The sequence below is a fragment of the Stenotrophomonas sp. YJH_SMC_58 genome, from assembly GCF_059369635.1.
Window position 1 is genome coordinate 261,355 of the sequence record NZ_JCAFSW010000004.1, and the last position, 21,642, is coordinate 282,996.

The following is a 21,642-nucleotide window of genomic DNA, read 5'->3' on the forward strand; positions in this document are numbered from 1 at the left end:
CGGCCCCGATACCCGGTGGCTGCGATTTTTTCAACATGTGTTTCAGGAGTTAGTCAAATGTCTGATCGTCAGACCGGCACCGTCAAGTGGTTCAACGACGCCAAGGGCTTCGGCTTCATTACCCCGGAAAGCGGCCCGGACCTGTTTGTGCACTTCCGTGCCATCCAGGGCACCGGCTTCAAGACCCTGCAGGAAGGCCAGAAGGTTACCTTCATCGCCGTCCAGGGCCAGAAGGGTATGCAGGCTGACCAGGTGCAGGCGGTCTAATCCGTCTGCTACCGTTTGGTAGCCAGAACGCCGGAAGCGAAAGCTTCCGGCGTTTTTTATTGCCTGCTGCTTTGTAGAGTCGAGCGTGCTCGACTGTCTCTGGAAAGCAGTCGAGCACGCTCGACTCTACAAGGGGCATGCAGCTGGCGCGATACGATGCAGGCCTCCCCAAGGATCATCCCCATGCGCATCGTCCACCACCTGGAAAACTCCCGTTCCCTGCGTGTGCTGTGGATGCTGGAGGAGCTGGGGCTGGACTACGAACTGCGCCGTTATCCCCGCGATCCGAAGACGCTGCTGGCACCGCCCGAACTGCGCAACGTGCATCCGCTGGGCAAGTCGCCGGTGCTGCAGGATGGCGAGCTGGTACTGGCCGAGTCCGGCGCGATCCTCGACTACCTCGCAGACCGCTACGACACCCAACGCCAGCTGTCGCCGTCACCGATGCCGGCCGATGGCGCCGAGCGCATCGCCTACCGCTACTGGCTGCACTACGCCGAAGGCTCGGCGATGCCGCCGCTGCTGCTGACCCTGGTGATGGGCCGCATCCGCAACGCGCCGATGCCGTTCTTCGCCCGCCCGATCGCGCGCAGCATCGCCGACAAGGCCGAGCGTGGCTTCATCGGCCCGCAGCGACGACTGCACCTGGACTGGATGGAGCGCCGCCTGTCTGAAAGCCCATGGTTCGCCGGCGAACGCTTCAGTGCGGCCGACATCCAGATGAGCTTCCCGATCCAGGCTGCGGCCGCACGGGGTGGTGGCCTCGACGACAAGCCGGCGCTGCGTGGCTTTCTCAAGCGCATCAGCGAGCGGCCGGCCTATCAGCGCGCCGAAGCCCACGGCGGGCATCTGCAGGCGCTCAGCGGCAATTGAGGCGGGCGGCGGTCGCCCCCATCTCCAATCCCATGGATACCGACAGCCCCCGTTTCGACAACCGACTGCTGCATGCCCTGCCGGGCGACCCCGAATCCGGCCCGCGCCGCCGCGAAGTGCTGGGCGCGGCCTGGTCGCCGGTGATGCCGACTCCAGTGGCGGCGCCCACGCTGCTGGCCTGGGCGCCGGACGTCGCCGCGATGCTTGGCTTCGATACCGCTGAAGTCGAAAGCGAAGGCTTCGCGCAGGTGTTCGGCGGCAATGCGCTGTACGCCGGCATGCAGCCGTGGGCGGCCAATTACGGTGGCCATCAGTTCGGCCACTGGGCGGGCCAGCTCGGCGACGGCCGCGCGATCTCGCTGGGCGAACTGGTCGCACCGGATGGCCGTCATTGGGAACTGCAGCTGAAGGGTGCCGGTCCCACGCCGTATTCGCGGGGTGCTGATGGCCGCGCAGTGCTGCGCTCATCCATCCGTGAATTCCTGTGCAGCGAAGCGATGCATCACCTGGGCGTACCGACCACGCGCGCGCTGTCGCTGGTCGGCACCGGCGAAGACGTGGTACGCGACATGTTCTACGACGGCCACCCGCGTGCCGAGCCCGGCGCCATCGTGTGCCGGGTATCGCCCTCGTTCCTGCGCTTTGGTTCATTCGAACTGCCAGCGTCACGCGGCGAAACTGCCTTGTTGCGGCAGCTGGTCGACGCGTGCATCGCCCGCGACTTTCCGGAGCTTGAAGGGCAGGGTGAGGCGCTGTACGGCGACTGGTTCGCGCAGATCGCGGTGCGCACTGCCGAGATGATCGCGCACTGGATGCGCGTCGGTTTCGTGCATGGCGTGATGAACACCGACAACCTGTCCGTGCTCGGCCTCACGCTCGATTACGGTCCTTACGGCTGGGTCGAGGACTTCGACCCGGACTGGACGCCGAACACCACCGACGCGCAGGGCCGCCGTTATCGTTTCGGTACCCAGCCGCAGGTGGCGTACTGGAACCTGAGCCGGTTGGCGCAAGCGCTGTCGCCGTTGTTTGCCGATGTGGCGCCGCTGCAGGCCGGTCTGGCGGCTTACCAGTCCACCTTCGTGGCCTGCACCCGACGCGATGCAGCAGCCAAGCTGGGCCTGGCCGCCGCCGACGATGACGACCTGGGGCTCTACCAGCGCTGGCAGCAGCTGATGCAGGACGGCGGCATGGATATGACCCTGGCCTGGCGTGCACTGATGCGGGTTGATCCAGCGGCGCCAGACGTGGGCGTGCTGGATGCGGTGTACTACGACGAGTCGCGCCAGCAGGCGGTGCAGGCGCCGTTGCAGCAGTGGCTGCAGGACTACGCGGCGCGGTTGCAGGCCGATCCACTTTCGGCCAGTGAGCGCGCGGCGAAGATGGTCGCGGCCAATCCGCTGTACGTGCTGCGCAACTGGCTGGCGCAGGAGGCCATCGATCGCGCCGAACAGGGCGACCTCGGCGGTGTTCATGCGCTACAGGATGTGCTGCGCGATCCGTATACCGAGCGCGCCGGCCTGGAGCACTATGCCGGCAAGCGGCCGGCGTGGGCCGACAACCGCGCCGGCTGCTCGATGCTGTCCTGCAGTTCCTGAGGGTGGGCGGCAGGGCTGCGCCCTGCACCTGCAGAGGCCACCGCGCAAGCAACGGCCAAAGCCAAAGCGGCTCTGGATTGCTGATGGTCTGGCGGGGCGGTGTGGGGCTGCAGGACACGCCGTAAACCCGTCCATGGGGGCTCGATGGCGCCATCCATGGCGCCAACGGTCCTGCAGCCCCACACCGCCCCACCTCCGGCAGATTCCCGCTGCTGTGGGTAGGTGTCGACCTTGGTCGACACGGTAGATCCACGCCATGCGTGGATGCTCTTCGTTCAATTCTCGAAATGTTCGATTTCGATAGAGATTCATCCACGCATGGCGTGGATCTACGACAGATCGCAGGAAACTGTCGAAGGCGGGGTGGGTCCGGTTGCGGGAGTGTCCGCGGCATGGATGCCGCGGCCAAGCCCCCACGGACGGGTTTACGGCGTCTCCCGCAACCGGACTCACCCCGTCATCCCACAGCAAACCCGCTGTTGCGCTTGCTGTTGCCGTTGCTGTTGCCGTTGCCGTTGTTTTGGCCTGAAGCCTCTGCAGGTGCCGGGCGCAGCCCGGCCGAACACCCTCAACAGGCAGGGGGCGCCCGGAACAGGTACCCTATGCCGCCATCAGATAGCCAATGTGACATGACCGACGCCCTCGTCGCTCCGCAGTGGGCCTCCCGCCTGCGCGACATCGCCGACTTCCCCAAGCCCGGCATCCTCTTCAAGGACATCATGCCGCTGCTCGCCCATGGCGAGGACTTCCGCGGTGCCATCACCGCGATGGCCGACCGTTGGCGCGACCAGAAGCTGGACGCGGTGATCGGTATCGAATCGCGTGGCTTCATCCTCGGTGCCGCGATGGCGCTGGAGCTGGGCGTGGGCTTCGTGCCGGTGCGCAAGCCGGGCAAGCTGCCGGGCCAGGTGCTGCGCGAGGAATACACGCTGGAATACCGCAGTGACTGCATCGAAGTGCACGCCGACGCGCTGCCGGCCGGGGCCCGCGTGGCGATCATCGACGACGTGCTGGCCACTGGCGGCACGCTGGTCGCTGCGCTGTCGCTGGTGCGCCGCCTGGGCGTTGACGTGGTCGGTGCCGGCGTACTGGTCGAACTGGACGGCCTGGGTGGTCGCGCCCGCTGGGAATCGGATCTGCCGCTGCACACCGAACTGGTGTTCTGATCGAAGGGCAGGTGCCAACCAAGGTTGGCATCTACCAGAGCGAATGGCCGGGAACCGGTAGTTGCCAACCTTGGTTGGCAGCGCTTTTCGCGATTGACGCCACGGATGGGCCAACCAAGGTTGGCCACTACCAGGTCAGATCATTGCCAACCGTGGTTGGCAACGCTGCTTCAATCACATCATCCGCACGCGGAAACGACGGCCCTTGATCTTGCCGGCTTCCAGCTTGGCCACGGCCTTGTTGGCCTGCTCACGGGCGATCGCCACGTAGGAGCGGGTCGGGAAGATCGCGATCTTGCCGATGAACTTGCTCGACAGGCCGGCATCACCGGTCAGCGCACCGAGGATGTCGCCCGGGCGCAGCTTGTCGGTCTTGCCACCGTCGATCCGCAGCGTGCGCATCGCGGCCTGCGGCAGTTCGGCCGGGCGCGAGGTTGCCAGCGGCGTCTTCTGCCAGTCCAGCGGCTGCCCCATCTGCGCTTCGATGGCTTCGGCGCGGGTCTTCTCGCGGCCGGCCACCAGGCTGATCGCCAGGCCACTGGCACCGGCACGGCCGGTACGGCCCACGCGGTGCTGGTAGCTTTCCACGTCGGTCGGCAGCTCGTAGTTGATCACTGCCGCCAGCTCTTCCACGTCCAGGCCACGTGCGGCCACGTCGCTGGCCACCAGTACGTTGCAGCTGCGGTTGGCCAGCCGCAACAGCACTTCCTCGCGGTCGCGCTGTTCCATGTCGCCGTGCAAGGCCAGTGCCGAGAAGCCGAACTGCTGTAGCGAGTTGGCCACTTCGTCCACGTCCTTGCGGGTGTTGCAGAACACCACCGCCGATTCCGGCGTGTACTTCAGCAGCAGGCCGGCCAGCGCCTTCTGCCGGTGTGCCGGTTCCACTTCGCAGAACAGGTGGCGGATGGCCGGTGCCTGGTCGGCGCCTTCCACGGTCACTTCCACCGCATCGCGCAGCAGGTCACGCGCCATGGCGCGGATGCTGTCGGGGAAGGTGGCCGAGAACAGCAGGCTCTGGCGGTCCTTGTGGGTGCGGCCGGCGATCTCGCGGATCGGCTCCTCGAAGCCCATGTCGAGCATGCGGTCGGCCTCGTCCAGCACCAGCGTGCGCACCGCGCCAAGATTCAGCGCGCGCTTGCGTGCCAGCTCCTGCACGCGGCCGGGCGTGCCGACCACCACGTGCGGGTCATGGCCTTCCAGCGAGGCCAGCTGCGGGCCCAGCGGCACGCCGCCGACCAGCAGCAACAGCTTCAGGTTGGGGATGCCGGTGGCCAGCTTGCGGATCTGCTTGCCGACCTGGTCGGCCAGTTCGCGGGTCGGGCACAGCACCAGCGCCTGCACGCGGATCAGGCTGGGGTCGATGGACTGCAGCAGGCCCAGGCCGAAGGCGGCGGTCTTGCCGCTGCCGGTGGGTGCCTGTGCGATTACATCGCGGCCATCCAGGATGGCCGGCAGGCTCTGCGCCTGCACGGGGGTGAGGGTGGTATAGCCGAGGGCATCCAGGCCGGGCTGCAGGGCCGGGCTCAGCGGCAGGGTCGAGAAGTCAGTCATGGCGCATTGTACCCGTCCGCGCGGCAGGTCCCGTCTAATGGGGCGGGGTGTCGGATCCCTTTCCGCAGGAAAGGGCTCTGACCCCCAAATGGAGCCGCCATCCACTGGTGGGTGCCGACCGTTGGTCGGCACTGCCCTCAGCCCAGCACCGCCAGCACGCCCTGATGAATCGCCAGGCCACCGAACAACAGCCAGGCAAACAGGATCGACGCCAGCAGCAGCGGCTTCAGGCCGGCCTGGCGCAGCGCCGAGACGTGGGTGGTCAGGCCCAGCGCGGCCATCGCCATCGCCAGCAGCACCGTGTCCAGCTGCACCAGCCGGGCCTGCAGGCCAGCCGGCAGCAGATGCAGCGAGTTGAAGCCGGCCACCGCCACGAAACCGAACGCGAACCACGGCACCACGATGCGTGCCTTGCCGCCGTCGGCGCTGGGCTTGCCGCCCCGCGCCAGCCACAGCGACAGCGCGACCAGGAACGGTGCCAGCAGCATCACCCGCACCATCTTGGTGATCACTGCGGTATCAGCCGCCGCTTCGTTGACCGCACGGCCGGCCGCCACCACCTGCGCCACTTCATGCACCGTCGCACCGGTGAACAGGCCGTACTGCCGTGCGTCCATCGCCAGCCAGCCGTGCGATTGCACCAGCGCATACAGCGCCGGGTACAGGAACATCGCCAGCGTGCCGAACACCACCACCGTCGACACGGCCACCGTGACCTGTGCCGCGCGGCCGCGCACCACTGGTTCAGCGGCCATCACCGCCGCCGCGCCGCAGATCGCGCTGCCGGCACCGATCAGCATCGCGGCCTCGCGTTCCATCCGGAACACGCGTACGCCCAGCCAGCAGGCCAGGCCGAAGGTGCTGGCGACCACCAGCACGTCCATCAGCACACCGGCCACGCCGACATGGCCGATGTCCTGGAAGGTCAGGCGCAGGCCGTACAGCACGATGCCGGCGCGCAGCAGCCAATGCTTGGAGAACCCGACGCCGGCCGCACTGCTTGGCGCCAACCGCGGGTAGACGGTGTTGCCAACCACGATGCCGGCCACGATGGCCACGGTCAGCGCGCTCAGGCCGTGGGCCTGCAGCCAGGGCAGCTCGGCCAGGTACAGCGACGCCGCCGCCACCAGGCCGACCAGCAGCAGGCCGGGCAGGCGCGGCTGCCAGCGTTGGCGCAGGGCGGGCAGGGACCAGGGTGACAGGGCAGGGGCGTTCATGGCGAAGGCAGGGTTGAAGTGACGGTGCAAGCGTGCGCCCGCACCGTTGACCTGTAAAACGAATAATATGGGTGAAACCTACCTATCAAGCGGGTAATTCCCATGCGCCTGACCTTGCGCCAGCTGCAGGTGTTCGTCGCCATCGCTGACCACGGCAGCACCACCGCTGCGGGCCAGGCCATCGCGCTCTCCCAGTCGGCCAGCAGCGCTGCCCTGCAGGAACTGGAGGCACACTTCGGCACGCCGCTGTTCGACCGCATCGGCCGTCGCCTGGCCCTGAACGGGCACGGCCGCGCGCTGCTGGAGCCGGCGCGTACGCTGCTGGTCAACGCTGCCGACCTCGAACGGCAGCTGGCTGCGGGCGGCGACCCGGCCCAGGGCGCCCCCCTGCGGCTGGTACTGGCCGCCAGTACCACCATCGGCAACTACCTGTTGCCGCCGCGCATCGCCGAGCTGCTGCGCCAGGCACCGCAGGCCGAGGTCGATCTGCGCATCGACAACAGCGCCGGCGTGGTCGCCGCCGTGCAGCGCCTGGATGTGGACGCCGGGCTGATCGAAGGCCCCTGCCACGAGCGCGGCCTGCAGGTGACCGCCTGGCAGCAGGACCCGCTGGTGATCGTGGCTGCCGCCGATGCCCCGGCGCGCTGGTCGCTGGAGCAGCTGCGCGGCGCACGTTGGCTGCTGCGTGAGCCCGGCTCGGGCACCCGCGAGGCGGTGGAGCAGGCGTTGCTGCCGCATCTGCGTGGCTTCGCCCAGACGCTGCAGCTGGGCAATACCGAAGCGATCAAGCAGGCCGCCATCGCCGGCCTCGGCCTGGCCTGTCTTTCGCGTCACGCGCTGGAAGAGCCATTGGCCCTAGGCCGCCTGCGCGTGCTCGAAACCCCGCTGCCGGCCCTGCAGCGCACCCTGTGGCTGGTACGTCACCCGGGCAAGCAATGGCTGCCGGGGTTGCAGGCGTTGCTGGGGGACGTGGGGTAATTCATCAGATTCCCATGTGTCGACCAAGGTCGACACCCACCAGAGCAGAATGCCGTTCCGACAGATCGCGGGAAACTGTCAGGGGCGGGGCGGTGTGGGTCTGCAGGACCGTTGGCGCCATGGATGGGTTTACGGCGTGTCCTGCAGACCCACACCGCTCCGCCATCCCACAGGAAACCAGCTTTTGACGTTGCCGTTGAAGTTGCCGGCCAGCGGCCGGCACTACCGCGGGTGCCGGGTGCAACCCGGCCGACGCCCCCAACCCGTACAATATCCGGATGCCTCTGATTACTCTGCAGAACGTCGACTTCAGCGTCGGCGGCCCGTTGTTGCTGGAAAAGGCCGAACTGTCGATCGAGCCGGGCGAACGCATCGCCCTGATCGGCCGCAACGGCGCCGGCAAATCCACCCTGCTCAAGCTGCTGTCCGGCGACCACAAGCCCGATGACGGCGAAGTCCGCGTGCAGCAGGGCGTGCGCGTCACCCGCCTGGAGCAGGAAGTGCCGCACGGCGCGGCCGGCTCGGTGTTCGACGTCGTCGCCGACGGCCTTGGCGAGCTGGGCCAGTGGCTGGCCGAATTCCACCACCTCAGCCATGCCGAAGTCTTCGATGGCGAAGCCCTCGGCAACGTGCAGGCCAAGATCGATGCCGCCAACGGCTGGGGCCTGGACCAGCGCGTCAGCGAAACCCTGACCAAGCTCGACCTGGATGGCGAGGCCGAGTTCGGCCGCCTGTCCGGCGGCATGAAGCGCCGCGTGCTGCTCGCCCGCGCGCTGGTGTCCAGCCCCGATGTGCTGCTGCTGGACGAACCGACCAACCACCTGGACATCGAAGCCATCGACTGGCTCGAAGCGTTCCTGAAGGGTTGGAGCGGCAGCGTGGTGTTCGTCACCCATGACCGTCGCTTCCTGCGTGCCCTGGCCACCCGCATCGTCGAGATCGACCGCGGCCAGGTCACCAGCTGGCCAGGCGACTGGGCCAACTACGAGCGCCGCCGCGAGGAACGCCTCAATGCGCAGGCGCAGGAAAACGCCCGCTTCGACAAGCTGCTGGCGCAGGAAGAAGTCTGGATCCGGCAGGGCATCAAGGCCCGTCGCACCCGCGACGAAGGCCGCGTGCGCCGCCTGAAGGCGATGCGCGTGGAGCGTTCGCAGCGTCGCGACCTCAGCGGCAACGTCAAGATGGAGGCCGCGCAGGGCGTCAGCTCCGGCAAGAAGGTCATCGACGTCAAGGACATTTCGTTCGCCTTCGGCGAGCGCACCATGGTCCGCGATTTCACCACCACCATCATGCGCGGCGACCGCATCGGCCTGATCGGTCCCAACGGCAGCGGCAAGACCACGCTGCTCAAGCTGCTGCTGGGCGAACTGCAGCCGGCCAAGGGCGAAGTCAACGCCGGCACCAACCTGCAGATCGCGTATTTCGACCAGTACCGCGCTGTGCTGCGCGAAGACTGGAGCGCGATCGAGAACGTCGCCGAAGGCCGCGATTTCCTCGAGTTCAACGGCAAGCGCAAGCATGTGCATGCCTACCTGCAGGACTTCATGTTCACCCCGGAGCGCGCGCGTGCGCCGATTACCCGCCTGTCCGGTGGCGAGCGCAACCGCCTGCTGCTGGCCAAGCTGTTCGCGCAGCCGTCCAACCTGCTGGTGATGGACGAACCGACCAACGACCTGGACGTGGAAACCCTGGAGCTGCTGGAAGAGCTGCTGGGCGAGTACACCGGTACGCTGCTGCTGGTCAGCCATGACCGTGACTTCATCGACAACGTGGTCACCTCCACGCTGGTGATGGAAGGCGATGGCGTGATCGGCGAGTACGTGGGCGGTTACAGCGACTGGCAGCGTTATGCGGCCAGCATCGCAGCGCCTGCCGCGGCCCCTGCGGCCAAGCCGGCGGCCGCTGCGCCGGCCACCCCGGTTACCGCAGCTCCGGCCGCACCCAAGCGCAAGCTGGCCTACAAGGAAGCGCGCGAACTGGAGCAGCTGCCGAAGACCATCGAGAAGCTGGAAGGCGATGTCGAAGGCCTGACCTCGGCGATGAACGACCCGTCGTTCTACACCCGCAGCAGCGCCGAAGTGACCGCGCACACCCAGCAGCTGGCCAAGGTGCAGGCCGAGCTGGATGCCGCTTACGCGCGCTGGGAAGAGTTGGAAGGCTGAGTATCGGTCGGCGCCAGCAGTGCGCCGATTGATCGAGTCGAGAATCAGTAGATCCACGCGATGCGTGGATGGTGGCATCAGTGCGGACCAAGGTCCGCACCCACCGAAGCCGGTTACACCTCCGTACGGACCAACGGTCCGCACCCACCAATCAACGATCCGCACCCACCGGGGGCCTGCGGTCATTTGACCCCGTGCAGATCCCGCAGTTGGCTCGGCCGGCTGCCGAAATACGCCGCCAGATCGGCGATGTCCTGATCGCTCAGGTCCTTCGCCTGCGGCGTCATCAGCATGTGCTGGCGGTCACCGGCGCGGTAGGCCTGCAGCGCATGCGCCAGGTAGTCACCGTACTGCCCACCCAGCTTCGGATAGGTCGGATCGATCGGCGCATTGCCATCGGCCCCGTGGCAGTCGATGCAGCTCTGGTTGGTGGCCTTGCCCTTCACCTTGGCGCGGGCTTCACCGGCGGCCTCGCGACCTGCAGGCAGGCCAGCCGAAGAAGAAGAGCCGTGTTCGCCACTGGCATGGCCCGGATCGGCGGCGGATTTCTCGCTGTTTTCCACCTGCGACTGTGAACAGGCCGCCAGCAGCAGGGCAGCGGACAGGGCGATGGCGTGACGCAGCGGATGCGCGGCTTTCGACATGGGCGGGCCTTACTTGACGGTGGACAGGTAAACAGAGAGATCGGCGATCTCCTGTTCGCTGAAACTCATCGACTGCGCCTGCATCGTCGGATGCCGGCGCTTGCCCTGGCGGTACTCGGTCAGGGCCTGGGCCAGGTACTGCTGGGTCTGGCCGCCGATCTTCGGCACCCGGTAGCTGGGGTAGGCGTTCTTGTAGCCGGTGATGCCGTGGCACCCCTGGCAGGTGTAGGCCAGCACGCGGCCATTGTCGAAGTTGCCGGTGGGCGCGGCAGGCGCCGGCGCGGCGGCAGGAGCCGGGGCCGGAGCGGGTGTGGCAGGAGCAGGAGCGGGCTGTGCGGCGGCCCCAAGGGGCAGGAGGACGGCCAGAGCGAGACAAGCGGCGAGCGGCTGCGGGCGCATGGTGTCGTTTCCGGGGATTCGGGTCTGGTCGTTCCGGCGTGGGGTACGGAACGCCCCGAGTATAGCCTCAGGTTTCATCTAGCTGAAATGGGGTCGGGCCGACCAGCGGCGTGAAGACACCATGACCTTTGGGATATGGTGTTGCCGTGAAGTGGTGCATTACTTTGCTACCACACCTGTCCACGCATCCTCCAGGGACCTGACGATGTCGCACCCAACCTTCCTGTCCGGCCGTCGCAGCGGAATCTGCGCTGCCGCACTGCTGATCTCCACCTCCCTGCTGCTGGGCGGTTGCGCCGCAGGGCCCAATTCCGAAGCCAAGGCCGCCGAGACCAAGGAGGAGAAGAAGGTCGATGCGGTCCCGGTCGAAGTGGCCGTGGCCAGCCATCGCGCGGTCGCGGCCAGTTACACAGGCACCGCCGCGCTGGAACCACGCGCCGAGTCGCAGGTGGTGGCCAAGACCTCCGGTGTGGCGCTGGCGGTGCTGGTCGAGGAAGGCCAGCGGGTCACCGCCGGCCAGCCGCTGGTGCGCCTGGACCCGGACCGCGCACGCCTGGCCGTAGCGCAGAGCGAAGCGCAGATGCGCAAGCTGGAAAACAACTACCAGCGTGCACAGAAACTGGTTGGCCAGCAGATGGTCAGTGCTGCCGATGTCGACCAGCTGCGCTTTGATCTGGAAAACGTCCGTGCGCAGTACCGTCTGGCGACGCTGGAGCTGTCCTACACCACCGTCGTGGCGCCGATTTCCGGTGTGATCGCATCGCGCTCGATCAAGACCGGCAACTTCGTGCAGATCAACACGCCGATCTTCCGCATCGTCGACAACTCGCGCCTGGAAGCCACCCTCAACGTGCCCGAACGCGAGCTGGCCACGCTGCGTGCCGGCCAGCCGGTGACGTTGGCCGCCGATGCGCTGCCGGGCCAGAGCTTCACCGGCACCGTCGATCGCATCGCGCCGGTGGTGGATTCGGGCAGCGGCACGTTTCGCGTGGTCAGCGCCTTCGATGGCGCCGCGCACGCGCTGCAGCCCGGCATGTTCGGGCGCATCCGCATCGATTACGACCAGCGTGCCGATGCGCTCGTGGTGCCGCGCCTGGCGCTGCTCGACGACGGTGAGCCGGCGGTGTTCCGGGTGCGCGAAGGCAAGGTCGCACGCGTTCCGGTCAAGCTGGGTTACGCCGAGGGCCCGTGGGTGGAGATCCGTGATGGCCTGGCGGCCGGTGATCAGGTGGTCACCGCCGGCAAGGTCGCGCTGCGCGACGGTACCGCGGTGCAGGTGATCGCCGATCCGAAGGCAAAGGCGAAGACGGTCGCAGCGGCCGCCAAGCCGGCAGACAAGGCCGGGAGCAAGCAATGACCGCCCCGGGCCACGACCACGGTGCCTCGCCGGCGAGCGATGGCGCCGCCGCCGGCATGCGCGGCGGCCTGGTGGAATTCGCCACCCGCCGCCGCGTGACCATCGCCATGTGCACGGTCACCCTGCTGCTGTTCGGCCTGATCGCGCTGGGCAACCTCAAGGTCAACCTGCTGCCCGACCTGAGCTACCCGACGCTGACCGTGCGCACCGAGTACACCGGTTCGGCGCCGACCGAAATCGAAACCCTGATCACCCAGCCGGTCGAAGAGGCCGTCGGCGTGGTCAAGAACCTGCGCAAGCTGAAGTCGGTCTCGCGCACCGGCCAGAGCGACGTGGTGCTGGAGTTCGCCTGGGGCACCAACATGGACCAGGCCAGCCTGGAGGTGCGTGACAAGATGGAAGCGCTGAACCTGCCACTGGAGGCCAAGGCCCCGGTGCTGCTGCGCTTCAATCCGTCCACCGAGCCGATCATGCGCCTGGTGCTGTCGAACAAGGTGGCGCCGGCCAGCGATGCCGATGCGGTCCGCGAGCTGACCGGCCTGCGCCGCTATGCCGATGAAGACCTGAAGAAGAAGCTGGAGCCGGTTGCCGGCGTGGCAGCGGTCAAGGTCGGTGGCGGTCTGGAAGATGAGATCCAGGTCGACATCGACCAGCAGAAGCTGGCACAGCTGAACCTGCCGATCGACACCGTCATCAAGCGCCTGAAGGACGAGAACATCAACATCTCCGGCGGTCGTCTGGAGGAGGGGTCGCAGCGCTTCTTGGTGCGCACCGTCAACCAGTTCGCCGACCTGGAGGAGATCCGCAACCTGCTGGTCACCACCCAGGGTTCGAACGGAAGTGCAGCCGACTCGGCATTGCAGCAGATGTTCAACATCGCCGCGTCGACCGGTTCGGCCGCGGCCATCGCAGCGGCCTCGGCGGCGCAGAGCGCATCGTCCGGTGCTGGCTCCAGCGTGGTCGCCAATGGCGTGCCGGTACGCCTGAAGGACGTGGCCACCGTTCGCCAGGGTTACAAGGAACGCGAAGCGGTGATCCGCCTGGGCGGCAAGGAATCGGTTGAACTGGCCATCTACAAGGAAGGCGACGCCAACACCGTGTCCACCGCCGAAGCGCTGCGCAAGCGCCTGGAGCAGATCAAGGGCACGTTCCCGTCCGACGTCGAGATGACCACCATCGAGGACCAGTCGCGCTTCATCGAGCACGCCATCGCCGACGTCAAGAAGGATGCGGTGATCGGTGGCCTGCTGGCGATCCTGATCATCTTCCTGTTCCTGCGTGATGGCTGGAGCACGTTCGTGATCAGCCTGTCCTTGCCGGTCTCGATCATCGCCACGTTCTTCTTCATGGGCCAGCTCGGCCTCAGCTTGAACGTGATGTCGCTGGGCGGCCTGGCATTGGCCACCGGCCTGGTGGTGGACGACTCGATCGTGGTGCTGGAGAGCATTGCCAAGGCCCGCGAGCGTGGCCTGGGCATCCTGCAGGCAGCGATCGTCGGTACCCGCGAAGTGAGCATGGCGGTGGTCGCCTCGACCCTGACCACCATCGCGGTGTTCCTGCCGCTGGTGTTCGTCGATGGCATCGCCGGCCAGCTGTTCCGCGACCAGGCATTGACCGTGGCGATCGCCATCGCGATCTCGCTGCTGGTATCGATGACGCTGATTCCGATGCTGAGCTCGCTGAAGGGCCGGCCGCCGCTGGCATTCCCGGAAGAGGCGCCGAACGAACCGTGGCAGCCGCAGAACCGCTGGCAGAAGCCGGTGGCACTGGGCCGTCGTGGTGCCGTCGCAACCGCGCGCTGGAGCTTCTATGCGCTGGCCTGGCTGGTCGTACGTGCGTGGCGGGGCGTCGTGGCAGTGGTCGGCCCGGTGATGCGCAAGGCCAGCGACCTGGCAATGAAGCCCTACGCCGGTGCCGAGCGCGGCTATCTGCGCCTGTTGCCGAGCGCGCTGGCCCATCCGGGCAAGGTGCTCGGCGTGGCCACGATCATCTTCGTGGCGACCATGGCGCTGGTGCCGATGCTCGGTGCCGACCTGATCCCGCAGCTGGCGCAGGACCGTTTCGAGATGACGGTGAAGCTGCCGGCCGGCACACCGCTCAAGCAGACCGATGTGCTGGTGCGTGAGCTGCAGCTGGCCCACGGCAACGGCGAGGGCGTGGCCTCGCTGTACGGTGTCAGTGGCAGCGGCACCCGCCTGGATGCCAGCCCGACCGAGAGCGGCGAGAACATCGGCAAGCTGACCGTGGTGATGGAAGGCGGTGGCAATGCACGCACCGAAGCCGAGATCACCGAGCGCCTGCGCGACAGCATGGGCCAGCATCCGGGGGCACAGGTCGACTTCGCGCGGCCGGCGTTGTTCAGCTTCTCCACGCCGCTGGAAATCGAGCTGCGCGGGCAGGACATGGCGACGTTGGAAGTGGCTGGCCAGCGCCTGGCGGCGATGCTGCGTGGCAATGCGCACTACGCCGACGTGAAGTCCACGGTGGAAGAGGGCTTCCCGGAAATCCAGATCCGCTTCGACCAGGAACGTGCCGGTGCGCTGGGCCTGACCACCCGCCAGATCGCCGACGTGGTGGTGAAGAAGGTGCGCGGCGACGTGGCTACCCGCTACAGCTTCCGCGACCGCAAGATCGACGTGCTGGTGCGTGCCCAGGAAGGCGACCGCGCCAGCGTGGAGAGCATCCGCCGGTTGATCGTCAATCCGGGCAGCACCCGGCCGGTCACGCTGGATGCGGTGGCCGACGTGGTTGCCACCACCGGCCCCAGCGAGATCCATCGCGCCGACCAGACCCGCGTTGCGGTGGTCTCGGCCAACCTGCGCGACATCGACCTCGGCGCGGCCATGCGCGAAGTGCAGCAGATGGTGGCCGAACAACCGCTGGGCGCGGGTGTCGGCCTGCACATCGGTGGCCAGGGCGAGGAGCTGGCGCAGGCGGCGAAGTCGCTGATCTTCGCCTTCGGCCTGGCGATCTTCCTGGTCTACCTGGTGATGGCCTCGCAGTTCGAATCGCTGCTGCATCCGTTCGTGATCCTGTTCACCATCCCGCTGGCGCTGGTCGGCGCGATCCTGGCACTGATGCTGACCGGCAAGCCCATCTCGGTGGTGGTGTTCATCGGCCTGATCCTGCTGGTCGGCCTGGTCACCAAGAACGCGATCATCCTGATCGACAAGGTCAACCAGCTGCGCGAGGCCGGCGTGGCCAAGCACGAGGCCCTGGTGGAAGGTGCACGCTCGCGCCTGCGGCCGATCATCATGACCACGCTGTGCACGCTGTTCGGCTTCCTGCCGCTGGCGGTGGCGATGGGCGAGGGCGCCGAAGTACGCGCGCCGATGGCGATCACCGTGATCGGTGGCCTGCTGGTGTCGACCCTGCTGACCCTGCTGGTGATCCCGGTGGTCTACGACCTGATGGACCGCCGTGGTGATGCCTATTACCGCGAGCGTGGCCGCAAGCACGCCGGCGAGATCGAGCCGGGCGCAGCAGGCAGCGCGGCGGGTGCGGAGGAGCCGGCATGAGTGTTGCCGAGTTCTCCATCCGCCGCCCGGTCACCACCATCATGTGCTTCGTGTCACTGGTGGTGATCGGCCTGATCGCCTCGTTCCGGTTGCCGCTGGAAGCGTTGCCGGACATTTCCGCGCCCTTCCTGTTCGTGCAGATTCCGTACACCGGTTCAACCCCGGAGGAAGTGGAGCGGACCATCATCCGCCCGGTGGAGGAATCGCTGGCGACGATGACCGGCATCAAGCGCATGCGCTCGTCGGCCACCTCCGAGGCGGCGCTGATCTTCATCGAGTTCAGCGACTGGGACCGCGACATCGCCATCGCCGCCTCCGACGCACGCGAACGCATCGACGCGATCCGCAGCGATCTGCCGGACGACCTGCAGCGCTACAACGTGTTCAAGTGGTCCAGCAGCGACCAGCCGGTGCTGAAGGTGCGCCTGGCCAGCACCACCGACCTGACCACCGCTTACGACATGCTCGACCGCGAGTTCAAGCGGCGCATCGAGCGTATCCCCGGCGTGGCCCGCGTCGACATTACCGGCGCGCCGCCGAACGAGGTGGAGATCGCCATTGATCCGAACCGGCTCAACGCGCATGGGCTGAGCATCAATGAGCTGAGTGACCGCCTGCGCACGCTGAACTTCTCGATCTCGGCCGGGCAGATCGACGACAACGGCCAGCGCGTGCGCGTGCAGCCGGTGGGCGAGATCACCGACCTGCAGGAAATGCGCGACCTGGTGATCAACGCCAAGGGTCTGCGCCTGGGCGACATCGCCGACGTGCGCCTGAAGCCGGCGCGGATGAACTACGGGCGCCGCCTGGACGGCAACCCGGCGGTCGGGCTGGACATCTTCAAGGAGCGCAGTGCCAACCTGGTGGAGGTGTCGCGCGCGGCGCTGGCCGAGGTTGAAGCGATCCGTGCCGAAGCGTCGATGCGCGACGTGCAGATCAAGGTGATCGACAACCAGGGCAAGGCGGTGACCTCCTCGCTGCTGGAACTGGCCGAGGCCGGTGCGGTCGGCCTGATCCTGTCGATCACGGTGCTGTTCTTCTTCCTGCGCCATTGGCCGTCCACGCTGATGGTGACCCTGGCCATTCCGATCTGCTTCACCATCACCCTGGGCTTCATGTACTTCGTCGGGGTGACGCTGAACATCCTGACCATGATGGGCCTGCTGTTGGCGGTGGGCATGCTGGTCGACAACGCCGTGGTGGTGGTGGAGAGCATCTACCAGGAGCGCGAGCGCATGCCGGGACAGCCGCGCCTGGCCTCGATCATCGGCACCCGCAACGTGGCCATCGCGCTCAGCGCTGGCACCTTGTGCCACTGCATCGTGTTCGTGCCGAACCTGTTCGGCGAGACCAACAACATCAGCATCTTCATGGCGCAGATCGCGATCACCATCTCGGTCTCGCTGCTGGCCTCGTGGCTGGTCGCGGTCAGCCTGATCCCGATGCTGTCCGCGCGGATGGCCACGCCCAAGCTGGTGCACTCGCAGACCGGCCTGATCGCGCGGCTGCAGCGCCGCTACGCCAGGCTGCTGGACTGGTCGCTGCACCATCGTGGCTGGAGCCTGCTCGGCATCGTGCTGGTGGTGCTGGTCAGCCTGGTGCCGATGAAGCTGACCAAGGTCGACATGTTCGGCGGCGATGGCGGCAAGGACATCTTCATCGGCTACATGTGGAAGGGCGCCTACACCTACCGGCAGATGTCCGAGGAAGTGGCGCGCGTGGAGAACTGGATCGACGCCAACCGCGAGCGCCTGCACGTCAAGCAGGTGTACTCCTGGTACAGCGAGCAGGAAGGCAGCTCGACCGTGGTCACCCTGGACGAGAAGTACGCCAAGGACATCAAGGCGCTGCAGGAAGAGCTGCGCAAGGGCCTGCCGAAGTCGGCCCGCACCGACTACTTCGTTGGCAACCAGGGCGGTGATGGCGGCGGTGGCGGCAACCAGGGCGTGCAGGTGCAGCTGGTGGGCGACTCCAGTTCGATGCTGCAGGAGATCGGCCAGGAAGTGGTGCCGCTGCTGGCCCAGCGTGCCGAGCTGCGCGACGTGCGCATCGACAATGGCGAGAAGGGCGGCGAGCTGAAGGTGCGCGTCGACCGCGAGCGTGCCGCCGCATTCGGCTTCAATGCCGAGCAGGTCGCCAGCTTCGTCGGCCTGGCCCTGCGCGGTGCGCCGATGCGCGAGTTCCGCCGCGGCGACAATGAAGTACCGGTATGGGTGCGCTTCGCTGGCGCCGAGCAGAGCAGCCCGGAGGACCTGGCCGGCTTCAGCGTGCGCACCGGCGACGGCCGCAGCGTGCCACTGCTGAGCCTGGTCACCGTTGACGTCGGTTCATCGGCGACCCAGATCGGTCGCACCAACCGCCAGACCACGCTGACCATCAAGGCCAACCTGGCCGAGAAGGTCACCGCGCCCGATGGCCGCAAGGCGATGGAATCGGTGCTCAAGCCGATGAACTTCCCGGCCGGCTATGGCTTCACCTTCGATGGCGGCGACTACGGCAACGACGACGAAGCGATGCAGCAGATGGTGTTCAACCTGCTGATCGCGCTGGTGATGATCTACGTGGTGATGGCGGCGGTGTTCGAGTCGCTGCTGTTCCCGGCGGCGATCATGAGTGGCGTGCTGTTCTCGATCTTCGGTGTGTTCTGGCTGTTCTGGATCACCGGTACCTCGTTCGGGATCATGTCCTTCATCGGCATCCTGGTGCTGATGGGCGTGGTGGTGAACAACGGCATCGTGATGATCGAGCACATCAACAACCTGCGGCGCGGCGGCATGGGACGCACGCAGGCGCTGGTGGAGGGTTCACGCGAGCGCCTGCGCCCGATCATGATGACGATGGGCACGGCGATCCTGGCGATGGTGCCGATCTCGCTGACCAATACGCAGATGTTCGGCAATGGCCCGGAGTACGCGCCGATGGCGCGCGCGATTGCCGGCGGCCTGGCGTTCTCGACCGTGGTCAGCCTGCTGTTCCTGCCGACCATCTATGCGGTGCTGGATGACCTGCGCAATGCCGTGACGCGGTTGATCCGCCGCGCGCGTGGAGCGGAAATGGTAGAGCCGGGCGCTGCCCGGCTGTAATGCACATCAATGTGTTGTGGTGTGGGGGAGGCCGGTCGTAGTGGGGCGGCCTCCCCCTTTTTTTGCCGGGCATCGCGTGCCAACCAAGGTTGGCACCTACCAGAGCGCAGTCGAGCATGGCTCGACGCTACACAAAACAATCAACCGGCGACCTTGCCCCACACCTTGAACGTGGTCAGCCACAGGCCGAGCATGCTGCCGATGTTGGTCAGCATGAATGTCAGCACCACGCGCGTGACCCGATTGCGGTACCAGCCCTTCAGGCTCTGCGCGTCGTCGCGCAGCTTCAGGAAGTCCTCGTACGCCGGCTTGCGCAGGCGCGCTTCCACCAGCGCCGAGAACGCGCCGGTCGGGATGCTCAGGCGGAACGGCTTGAACGGGGCCACCGCGATCGCGGTGAGGATGCTCAGCGGGTGACCGCCTGCCAGCAGGCAGCCCAGGCCCGCCAGGCCGCCGGTATACATCGCCCAGGTCGCCAGCAGTTCGGTGCCCACGCCCAGACCACCGCGGTAGAAGCCCACGCCGATGCCGGTCGCCACGATGGCCAGGATGCCCAGCGTGAACCACGGAATGTTGCGCTTCTTCGGCACCGCCTCCAGCTCGGCGCGCAGCGGTGCCGGTGCCTCGGTGTCGGTTTCCAGGTAACGCGCCAGGCCTGCCAGGTGACCCGCACCGACAACCGCCAGCACTTCACGCTGCTGCGGGTTGTGTTCCTCGCGCAGGCGCGTAGCCATGTAGCGGTCGCGCTCGCCGATGATGGTCTCGTACAGTGCCGGGCTCTCGCTGGCAAACTCGCCGAAGCTCGATTCCAGCATGTCGCCCTGCTTGAGCTTCTCGATCTCGTTCTCGCCCACTTCCTCGGACGAGAACAGGCCGGCGCCGAGACCGGCAACCAGCTTCAGCTTGCCGAAGAAGCCCAGCCGCTGCGAGGCGCGGCGGAAGGTCAGGCCGACCTCGCGGTCGATCAGGTGCACCGCGAGGTCGCGTTCGCGCGCCAGTTCCACCGCGCGCTTCAGTTCCGCGCCCGGCTCGATGTCGAGCTGTTCGGCCAGGCGGCGCTGGTAGGCGGACAGGGCCAGGTTGGCGGCGAACAGGGCGACGCGGCCCTTGCGGATCACCTCGACCAGGTCGAGCTTGGCCAGCGTGTCCGGGTCGCTCAGCGCCTGCAGGCGCTGCGGGTCCAGTTCAACGGCCACGGCGTCGAAGCGACCGCTGTCGATGGCTTTCTCCACCGCCTCGACGCTGGCGCGTGAGACATGGGCAGTGCCCAGCAGGGTGTAGCGCACGCCGTCGCGTTCAACAACGCGTACCGGCTGGCCGGCGAACAGGTCGTCGCCGGTCTCGGGAAGGGTTTCGGTCATGGGTTCATTCATTGGAAGGTGCAGTGTCGGCGCCATCGCCGAGCGCGCGCTGCATCTGCACGGTATCCAGCCAGCGGCCATGCTTGCGGCCGAGGCCACGGAACACGCCGACCAGCTCGAAGCCGAAGCGTTCGTGCAGCTTGATTGAAGCGGTATTGGTCGGTTCGCCGATCACCGCCACCATCTGCCGGTAGCCACGCGCCACGCAGGCGTCGATCAACGCCTGCAGCAGGCCGGTGCCAACGCCCTTGCCCTGGAACGCAGCATCGACGTAGACCGAGTTTTCCACGGTCCACTGGTAGGCAACGCGGGTGCGGTAGGTGTTGGCGTAGGCATAGCCGGCCACCTGGCCGTCAATCTCGGCGACCAGGTAGGGGAAGCCGCGGTCGATGATGTCGCGCATGCGGCGCAGCATCTCGGACGCGTCCGGGATGTCGTACTCGTAAGTGTTGACGAAGTCGGTCACTTCCACCGCGTAGATCGCGGTGATCGCGGCGATGTCGGCCGGGCCGGCATCACGGATGAGGACGGCCATGCGCGGGCTCCGGCTCAGTCGATGTAGCGCTTGAGCAGGTCGCCGTAGGCATCGATGCGGCGGTCGCGCAGGAACGGCCAGATGCGGCGCACATGCTCGCTGCGCTGCAGGTCGACATCGCACAACAGAACCGTGGCATCGGTGCCGGCTTCGGCCAGGAACTCGCCCTGCGGGCCCAGCACGTGGCTGTTGCCCCAGAACTGGATGCCGGAGGCGCCCAGCGGCGAGGCCTCGTGGCCGACGCGATTGCAGCTCAGTACCGGCAGGCCGTTGGCCACGGCGTGGCCGCGGTGGCTCAGCACCCAGGCGTCGCGCTGGCGGGTCTTCTCGTCCTGCACGTCGTCCGGGTCCCAGCCGATCGCGGTCGGGTAGAGCAGCAGTTCGGCACCGGCCAGCGCCATCAGGCGCGCCGCTTCCGGGTACCACTGGTCCCAGCACACCAGCACGCCAAGGCGACCCACCGAGGTATCGATCGGCTTGAAGCCGATGTCGCCCGGGGTGAAGTAGAACTTCTCGTAGAAGCCCGGATCGTCCGGAATATGCATCTTGCGGTACTTGCCGAGCAGCGTACCGTCCTTCTCGAACACCACGGCGGTGTTGTGGTACAGGCCGGCAGCGCGGCGTTCGAACAGCGAGCCGACCAGCACCACGCCGTGCTTCTTCGCCAGCGCGCCCAGGCGCTCGGTGCTGGGGCCCGGAATCGGCTCGGCCAGGTCGAATTCGTCCACCGATTCGTGCTGGCAGAAGTACGGACCGTTATGCAGTTCCTGCAGCAGCACAAGCTTGGCACCCTGCGCAGCCGCCTCGGCCACGCGTGCTTCGATCACCGCCAGGTTGGCGGCGGCATCACCGTGGTTGCGCTCCTGGATCAGGGCGACGGTAAGGGGGCTGCGCGAGTTCATGCGGGGCGTTCCTGCGGGGGAAAACCAGCAT

General features: G+C 67.1%; 16 protein-coding genes. 9 read left to right on the top strand and 7 right to left on the bottom strand.

The genetic code is table 11. The features are described from left to right. The first annotated feature begins 57 nt into the window (after positions 1 to 57). The 4 genes from AC5P68_RS07915 (at position 58) to AC5P68_RS07930 (ending at position 3,904) form a co-directional block, all read left to right on the top strand. The gene (locus tag AC5P68_RS07915) at positions 58 to 267 is read left to right on the top strand and encodes a cold-shock protein (protein WP_004153307.1); all 210 of its coding nucleotides are present in this window, start codon (positions 58 to 60) and stop codon (positions 265 to 267) included. Between the two features lie 183 nt (positions 268 to 450). Beyond that, entirely contained in the window at positions 451 to 1,140 is a 690-nt protein-coding gene (locus AC5P68_RS07920; RefSeq protein WP_033834915.1) for a glutathione S-transferase family protein, read from the top strand. 32 nt (positions 1,141 to 1,172) lie between these two features. After that, positions 1,173 to 2,738 (top strand): protein adenylyltransferase SelO, encoded by a 1,566-nt coding sequence (locus AC5P68_RS07925; RefSeq protein WP_495216646.1) that lies wholly within the window; start codon positions 1,173 to 1,175, stop codon positions 2,736 to 2,738. 629 nt (positions 2,739 to 3,367) lie between these two features. Then, positions 3,368 to 3,904, top strand: coding sequence for an adenine phosphoribosyltransferase (locus AC5P68_RS07930; protein WP_005413028.1), 537 nt, complete (start codon positions 3,368 to 3,370; stop codon positions 3,902 to 3,904). 174 nt (positions 3,905 to 4,078) lie between these two features. On the opposite strand, the gene dbpA is transcribed toward AC5P68_RS07930, so the two are convergent. Together dbpA and AC5P68_RS07940 are read right to left on the bottom strand one after the other, a co-directional pair. Next, positions 4,079 to 5,455 (bottom strand): ATP-dependent RNA helicase DbpA, encoded by a 1,377-nt coding sequence (gene dbpA / locus AC5P68_RS07935; RefSeq protein ID WP_049403944.1) that lies wholly within the window; start codon positions 5,453 to 5,455, stop codon positions 4,079 to 4,081. 137 nt (positions 5,456 to 5,592) lie between these two features. Further along, positions 5,593 to 6,672 carry a YeiH family protein gene (locus AC5P68_RS07940; RefSeq protein ID WP_033834911.1) on the bottom strand — a complete coding sequence of 360 codons (1,080 nt, stop codon included), beginning with the start codon at positions 6,670 to 6,672 and terminating at the stop codon, positions 5,593 to 5,595. Between the two features lie 102 nt (positions 6,673 to 6,774). Between AC5P68_RS07940 and AC5P68_RS07945 the strand changes: the two genes are divergently transcribed. Together AC5P68_RS07945 and AC5P68_RS07950 are read left to right on the top strand one after the other, a co-directional pair. Next, positions 6,775 to 7,650: a LysR family transcriptional regulator gene (locus tag AC5P68_RS07945; RefSeq protein WP_033834910.1), complete on the top strand. Its 876-nt coding sequence runs from the start codon at positions 6,775 to 6,777 to the stop codon at positions 7,648 to 7,650. 278 nt (positions 7,651 to 7,928) lie between these two features. Next, the gene (locus AC5P68_RS07950; RefSeq protein WP_329772233.1) at positions 7,929 to 9,812 is read left to right on the top strand and encodes an ATP-binding cassette domain-containing protein; all 1,884 of its coding nucleotides are present in this window, start codon (positions 7,929 to 7,931) and stop codon (positions 9,810 to 9,812) included. Between the two features lie 182 nt (positions 9,813 to 9,994). Here the strand turns inward: AC5P68_RS07950 and AC5P68_RS07955 are convergent, their stop codons facing one another. Together AC5P68_RS07955 and AC5P68_RS07960 are read right to left on the bottom strand one after the other, a co-directional pair. After that, positions 9,995 to 10,456 (bottom strand): c-type cytochrome, encoded by a 462-nt coding sequence (locus AC5P68_RS07955; protein ID WP_164227533.1) that lies wholly within the window; start codon positions 10,454 to 10,456, stop codon positions 9,995 to 9,997. A gap of 9 nt (positions 10,457 to 10,465) precedes the next feature. Beyond that, positions 10,466 to 10,855 carry a c-type cytochrome gene (locus tag AC5P68_RS07960; protein WP_005413034.1) on the bottom strand — a complete coding sequence of 130 codons (390 nt, stop codon included), beginning with the start codon at positions 10,853 to 10,855 and terminating at the stop codon, positions 10,466 to 10,468. 205 nt (positions 10,856 to 11,060) lie between these two features. Here AC5P68_RS07960 and AC5P68_RS07965 point away from each other — a divergent pair, with 205 nt between their 5' ends. From AC5P68_RS07965 to AC5P68_RS07975, 3 genes are read left to right on the top strand one after another with little or no spacing between them, the layout of a single operon-like run. Continuing rightward, positions 11,061 to 12,212: an efflux RND transporter periplasmic adaptor subunit gene (locus AC5P68_RS07965; RefSeq protein WP_021204157.1), complete on the top strand. Its 1,152-nt coding sequence runs from the start codon at positions 11,061 to 11,063 to the stop codon at positions 12,210 to 12,212. Beyond that, the gene (locus AC5P68_RS07970) at positions 12,209 to 15,730 is read left to right on the top strand and encodes an efflux RND transporter permease subunit (RefSeq protein ID WP_495216648.1); all 3,522 of its coding nucleotides are present in this window, start codon (positions 12,209 to 12,211) and stop codon (positions 15,728 to 15,730) included. Before AC5P68_RS07965 ends, AC5P68_RS07970 begins: the two co-directional genes overlap by 4 nt. After that, on the top strand, positions 15,727 to 18,813 hold the full coding sequence (locus AC5P68_RS07975; protein ID WP_033834907.1) for an efflux RND transporter permease subunit: 3,087 nt from the start codon (positions 15,727 to 15,729) through the stop codon (positions 18,811 to 18,813). The genes AC5P68_RS07970 and AC5P68_RS07975 overlap by 4 nt, the downstream gene beginning before the upstream one ends. Positions 18,814 to 18,953: 140 nt before the next feature. Here the strand turns inward: AC5P68_RS07975 and AC5P68_RS07980 are convergent, their stop codons facing one another. Genes AC5P68_RS07980 through AC5P68_RS07990 form a run of 3 tightly spaced genes read right to left on the bottom strand, consistent with a single transcriptional unit; the run spans position 18,954 to position 21,611 of the window. Beyond that, a complete protein-coding gene (locus tag AC5P68_RS07980; protein WP_425523845.1) occupies positions 18,954 to 20,174 on the bottom strand; it encodes a TraB/GumN family protein in 1,221 nt (406 codons plus the stop codon). A gap of 4 nt (positions 20,175 to 20,178) precedes the next feature. Next, positions 20,179 to 20,709, bottom strand: a complete 531-nt coding sequence (locus AC5P68_RS07985; protein WP_005409279.1) for a GNAT family N-acetyltransferase — start codon at positions 20,707 to 20,709, stop codon at positions 20,179 to 20,181. A gap of 14 nt (positions 20,710 to 20,723) precedes the next feature. Continuing rightward, on the bottom strand, positions 20,724 to 21,611 hold the full coding sequence (locus AC5P68_RS07990) for a carbon-nitrogen hydrolase (protein ID WP_005409280.1): 888 nt from the start codon (positions 21,609 to 21,611) through the stop codon (positions 20,724 to 20,726). Positions 21,612 to 21,642: the final 31 nt, after the last annotated feature.

What these genes read in the sequence shown, in the direction of transcription:
- AC5P68_RS07960 (WP_005413034.1), bottom strand. Translation starts at nt 10,855, where the DNA reads ATGCGCCCGCAGCCGCTCGCCGCTTGTCTCGCTCTGGCCGTCCTCCTG.
- AC5P68_RS07965 (WP_021204157.1), top strand. Translation starts at nt 11,061, where the DNA reads ATGTCGCACCCAACCTTCCTGTCCGGCCGTCGCAGCGGAATCTGCGCT.
- AC5P68_RS07930 (WP_005413028.1), top strand. Translation starts at nt 3,368, where the DNA reads ATGACCGACGCCCTCGTCGCTCCGCAGTGGGCCTCCCGCCTGCGCGAC.
- AC5P68_RS07915 (WP_004153307.1), top strand. Translation starts at nt 58, where the DNA reads ATGTCTGATCGTCAGACCGGCACCGTCAAGTGGTTCAACGACGCCAAG.
- AC5P68_RS07920 (WP_033834915.1), top strand. Translation starts at nt 451, where the DNA reads ATGCGCATCGTCCACCACCTGGAAAACTCCCGTTCCCTGCGTGTGCTG.
- AC5P68_RS07990 (WP_005409280.1), bottom strand. Translation starts at nt 21,611, where the DNA reads ATGAACTCGCGCAGCCCCCTTACCGTCGCCCTGATCCAGGAGCGCAAC.
- dbpA (WP_049403944.1), bottom strand. Translation starts at nt 5,455, where the DNA reads ATGACTGACTTCTCGACCCTGCCGCTGAGCCCGGCCCTGCAGCCCGGC.
- AC5P68_RS07955 (WP_164227533.1), bottom strand. Translation starts at nt 10,456, where the DNA reads ATGTCGAAAGCCGCGCATCCGCTGCGTCACGCCATCGCCCTGTCCGCT.
- AC5P68_RS07985 (WP_005409279.1), bottom strand. Translation starts at nt 20,709, where the DNA reads ATGGCCGTCCTCATCCGTGATGCCGGCCCGGCCGACATCGCCGCGATC.
- AC5P68_RS07970 (WP_495216648.1), top strand. Translation starts at nt 12,209, where the DNA reads ATGACCGCCCCGGGCCACGACCACGGTGCCTCGCCGGCGAGCGATGGC.
- AC5P68_RS07980 (WP_425523845.1), bottom strand. Translation starts at nt 20,174, where the DNA reads ATGACCGAAACCCTTCCCGAGACCGGCGACGACCTGTTCGCCGGCCAG.
- AC5P68_RS07925 (WP_495216646.1), top strand. Translation starts at nt 1,173, where the DNA reads ATGGATACCGACAGCCCCCGTTTCGACAACCGACTGCTGCATGCCCTG.
- AC5P68_RS07950 (WP_329772233.1), top strand. Translation starts at nt 7,929, where the DNA reads ATGCCTCTGATTACTCTGCAGAACGTCGACTTCAGCGTCGGCGGCCCG.
- AC5P68_RS07945 (WP_033834910.1), top strand. Translation starts at nt 6,775, where the DNA reads ATGCGCCTGACCTTGCGCCAGCTGCAGGTGTTCGTCGCCATCGCTGAC.
- AC5P68_RS07975 (WP_033834907.1), top strand. Translation starts at nt 15,727, where the DNA reads ATGAGTGTTGCCGAGTTCTCCATCCGCCGCCCGGTCACCACCATCATG.
- AC5P68_RS07940 (WP_033834911.1), bottom strand. Translation starts at nt 6,672, where the DNA reads ATGAACGCCCCTGCCCTGTCACCCTGGTCCCTGCCCGCCCTGCGCCAA.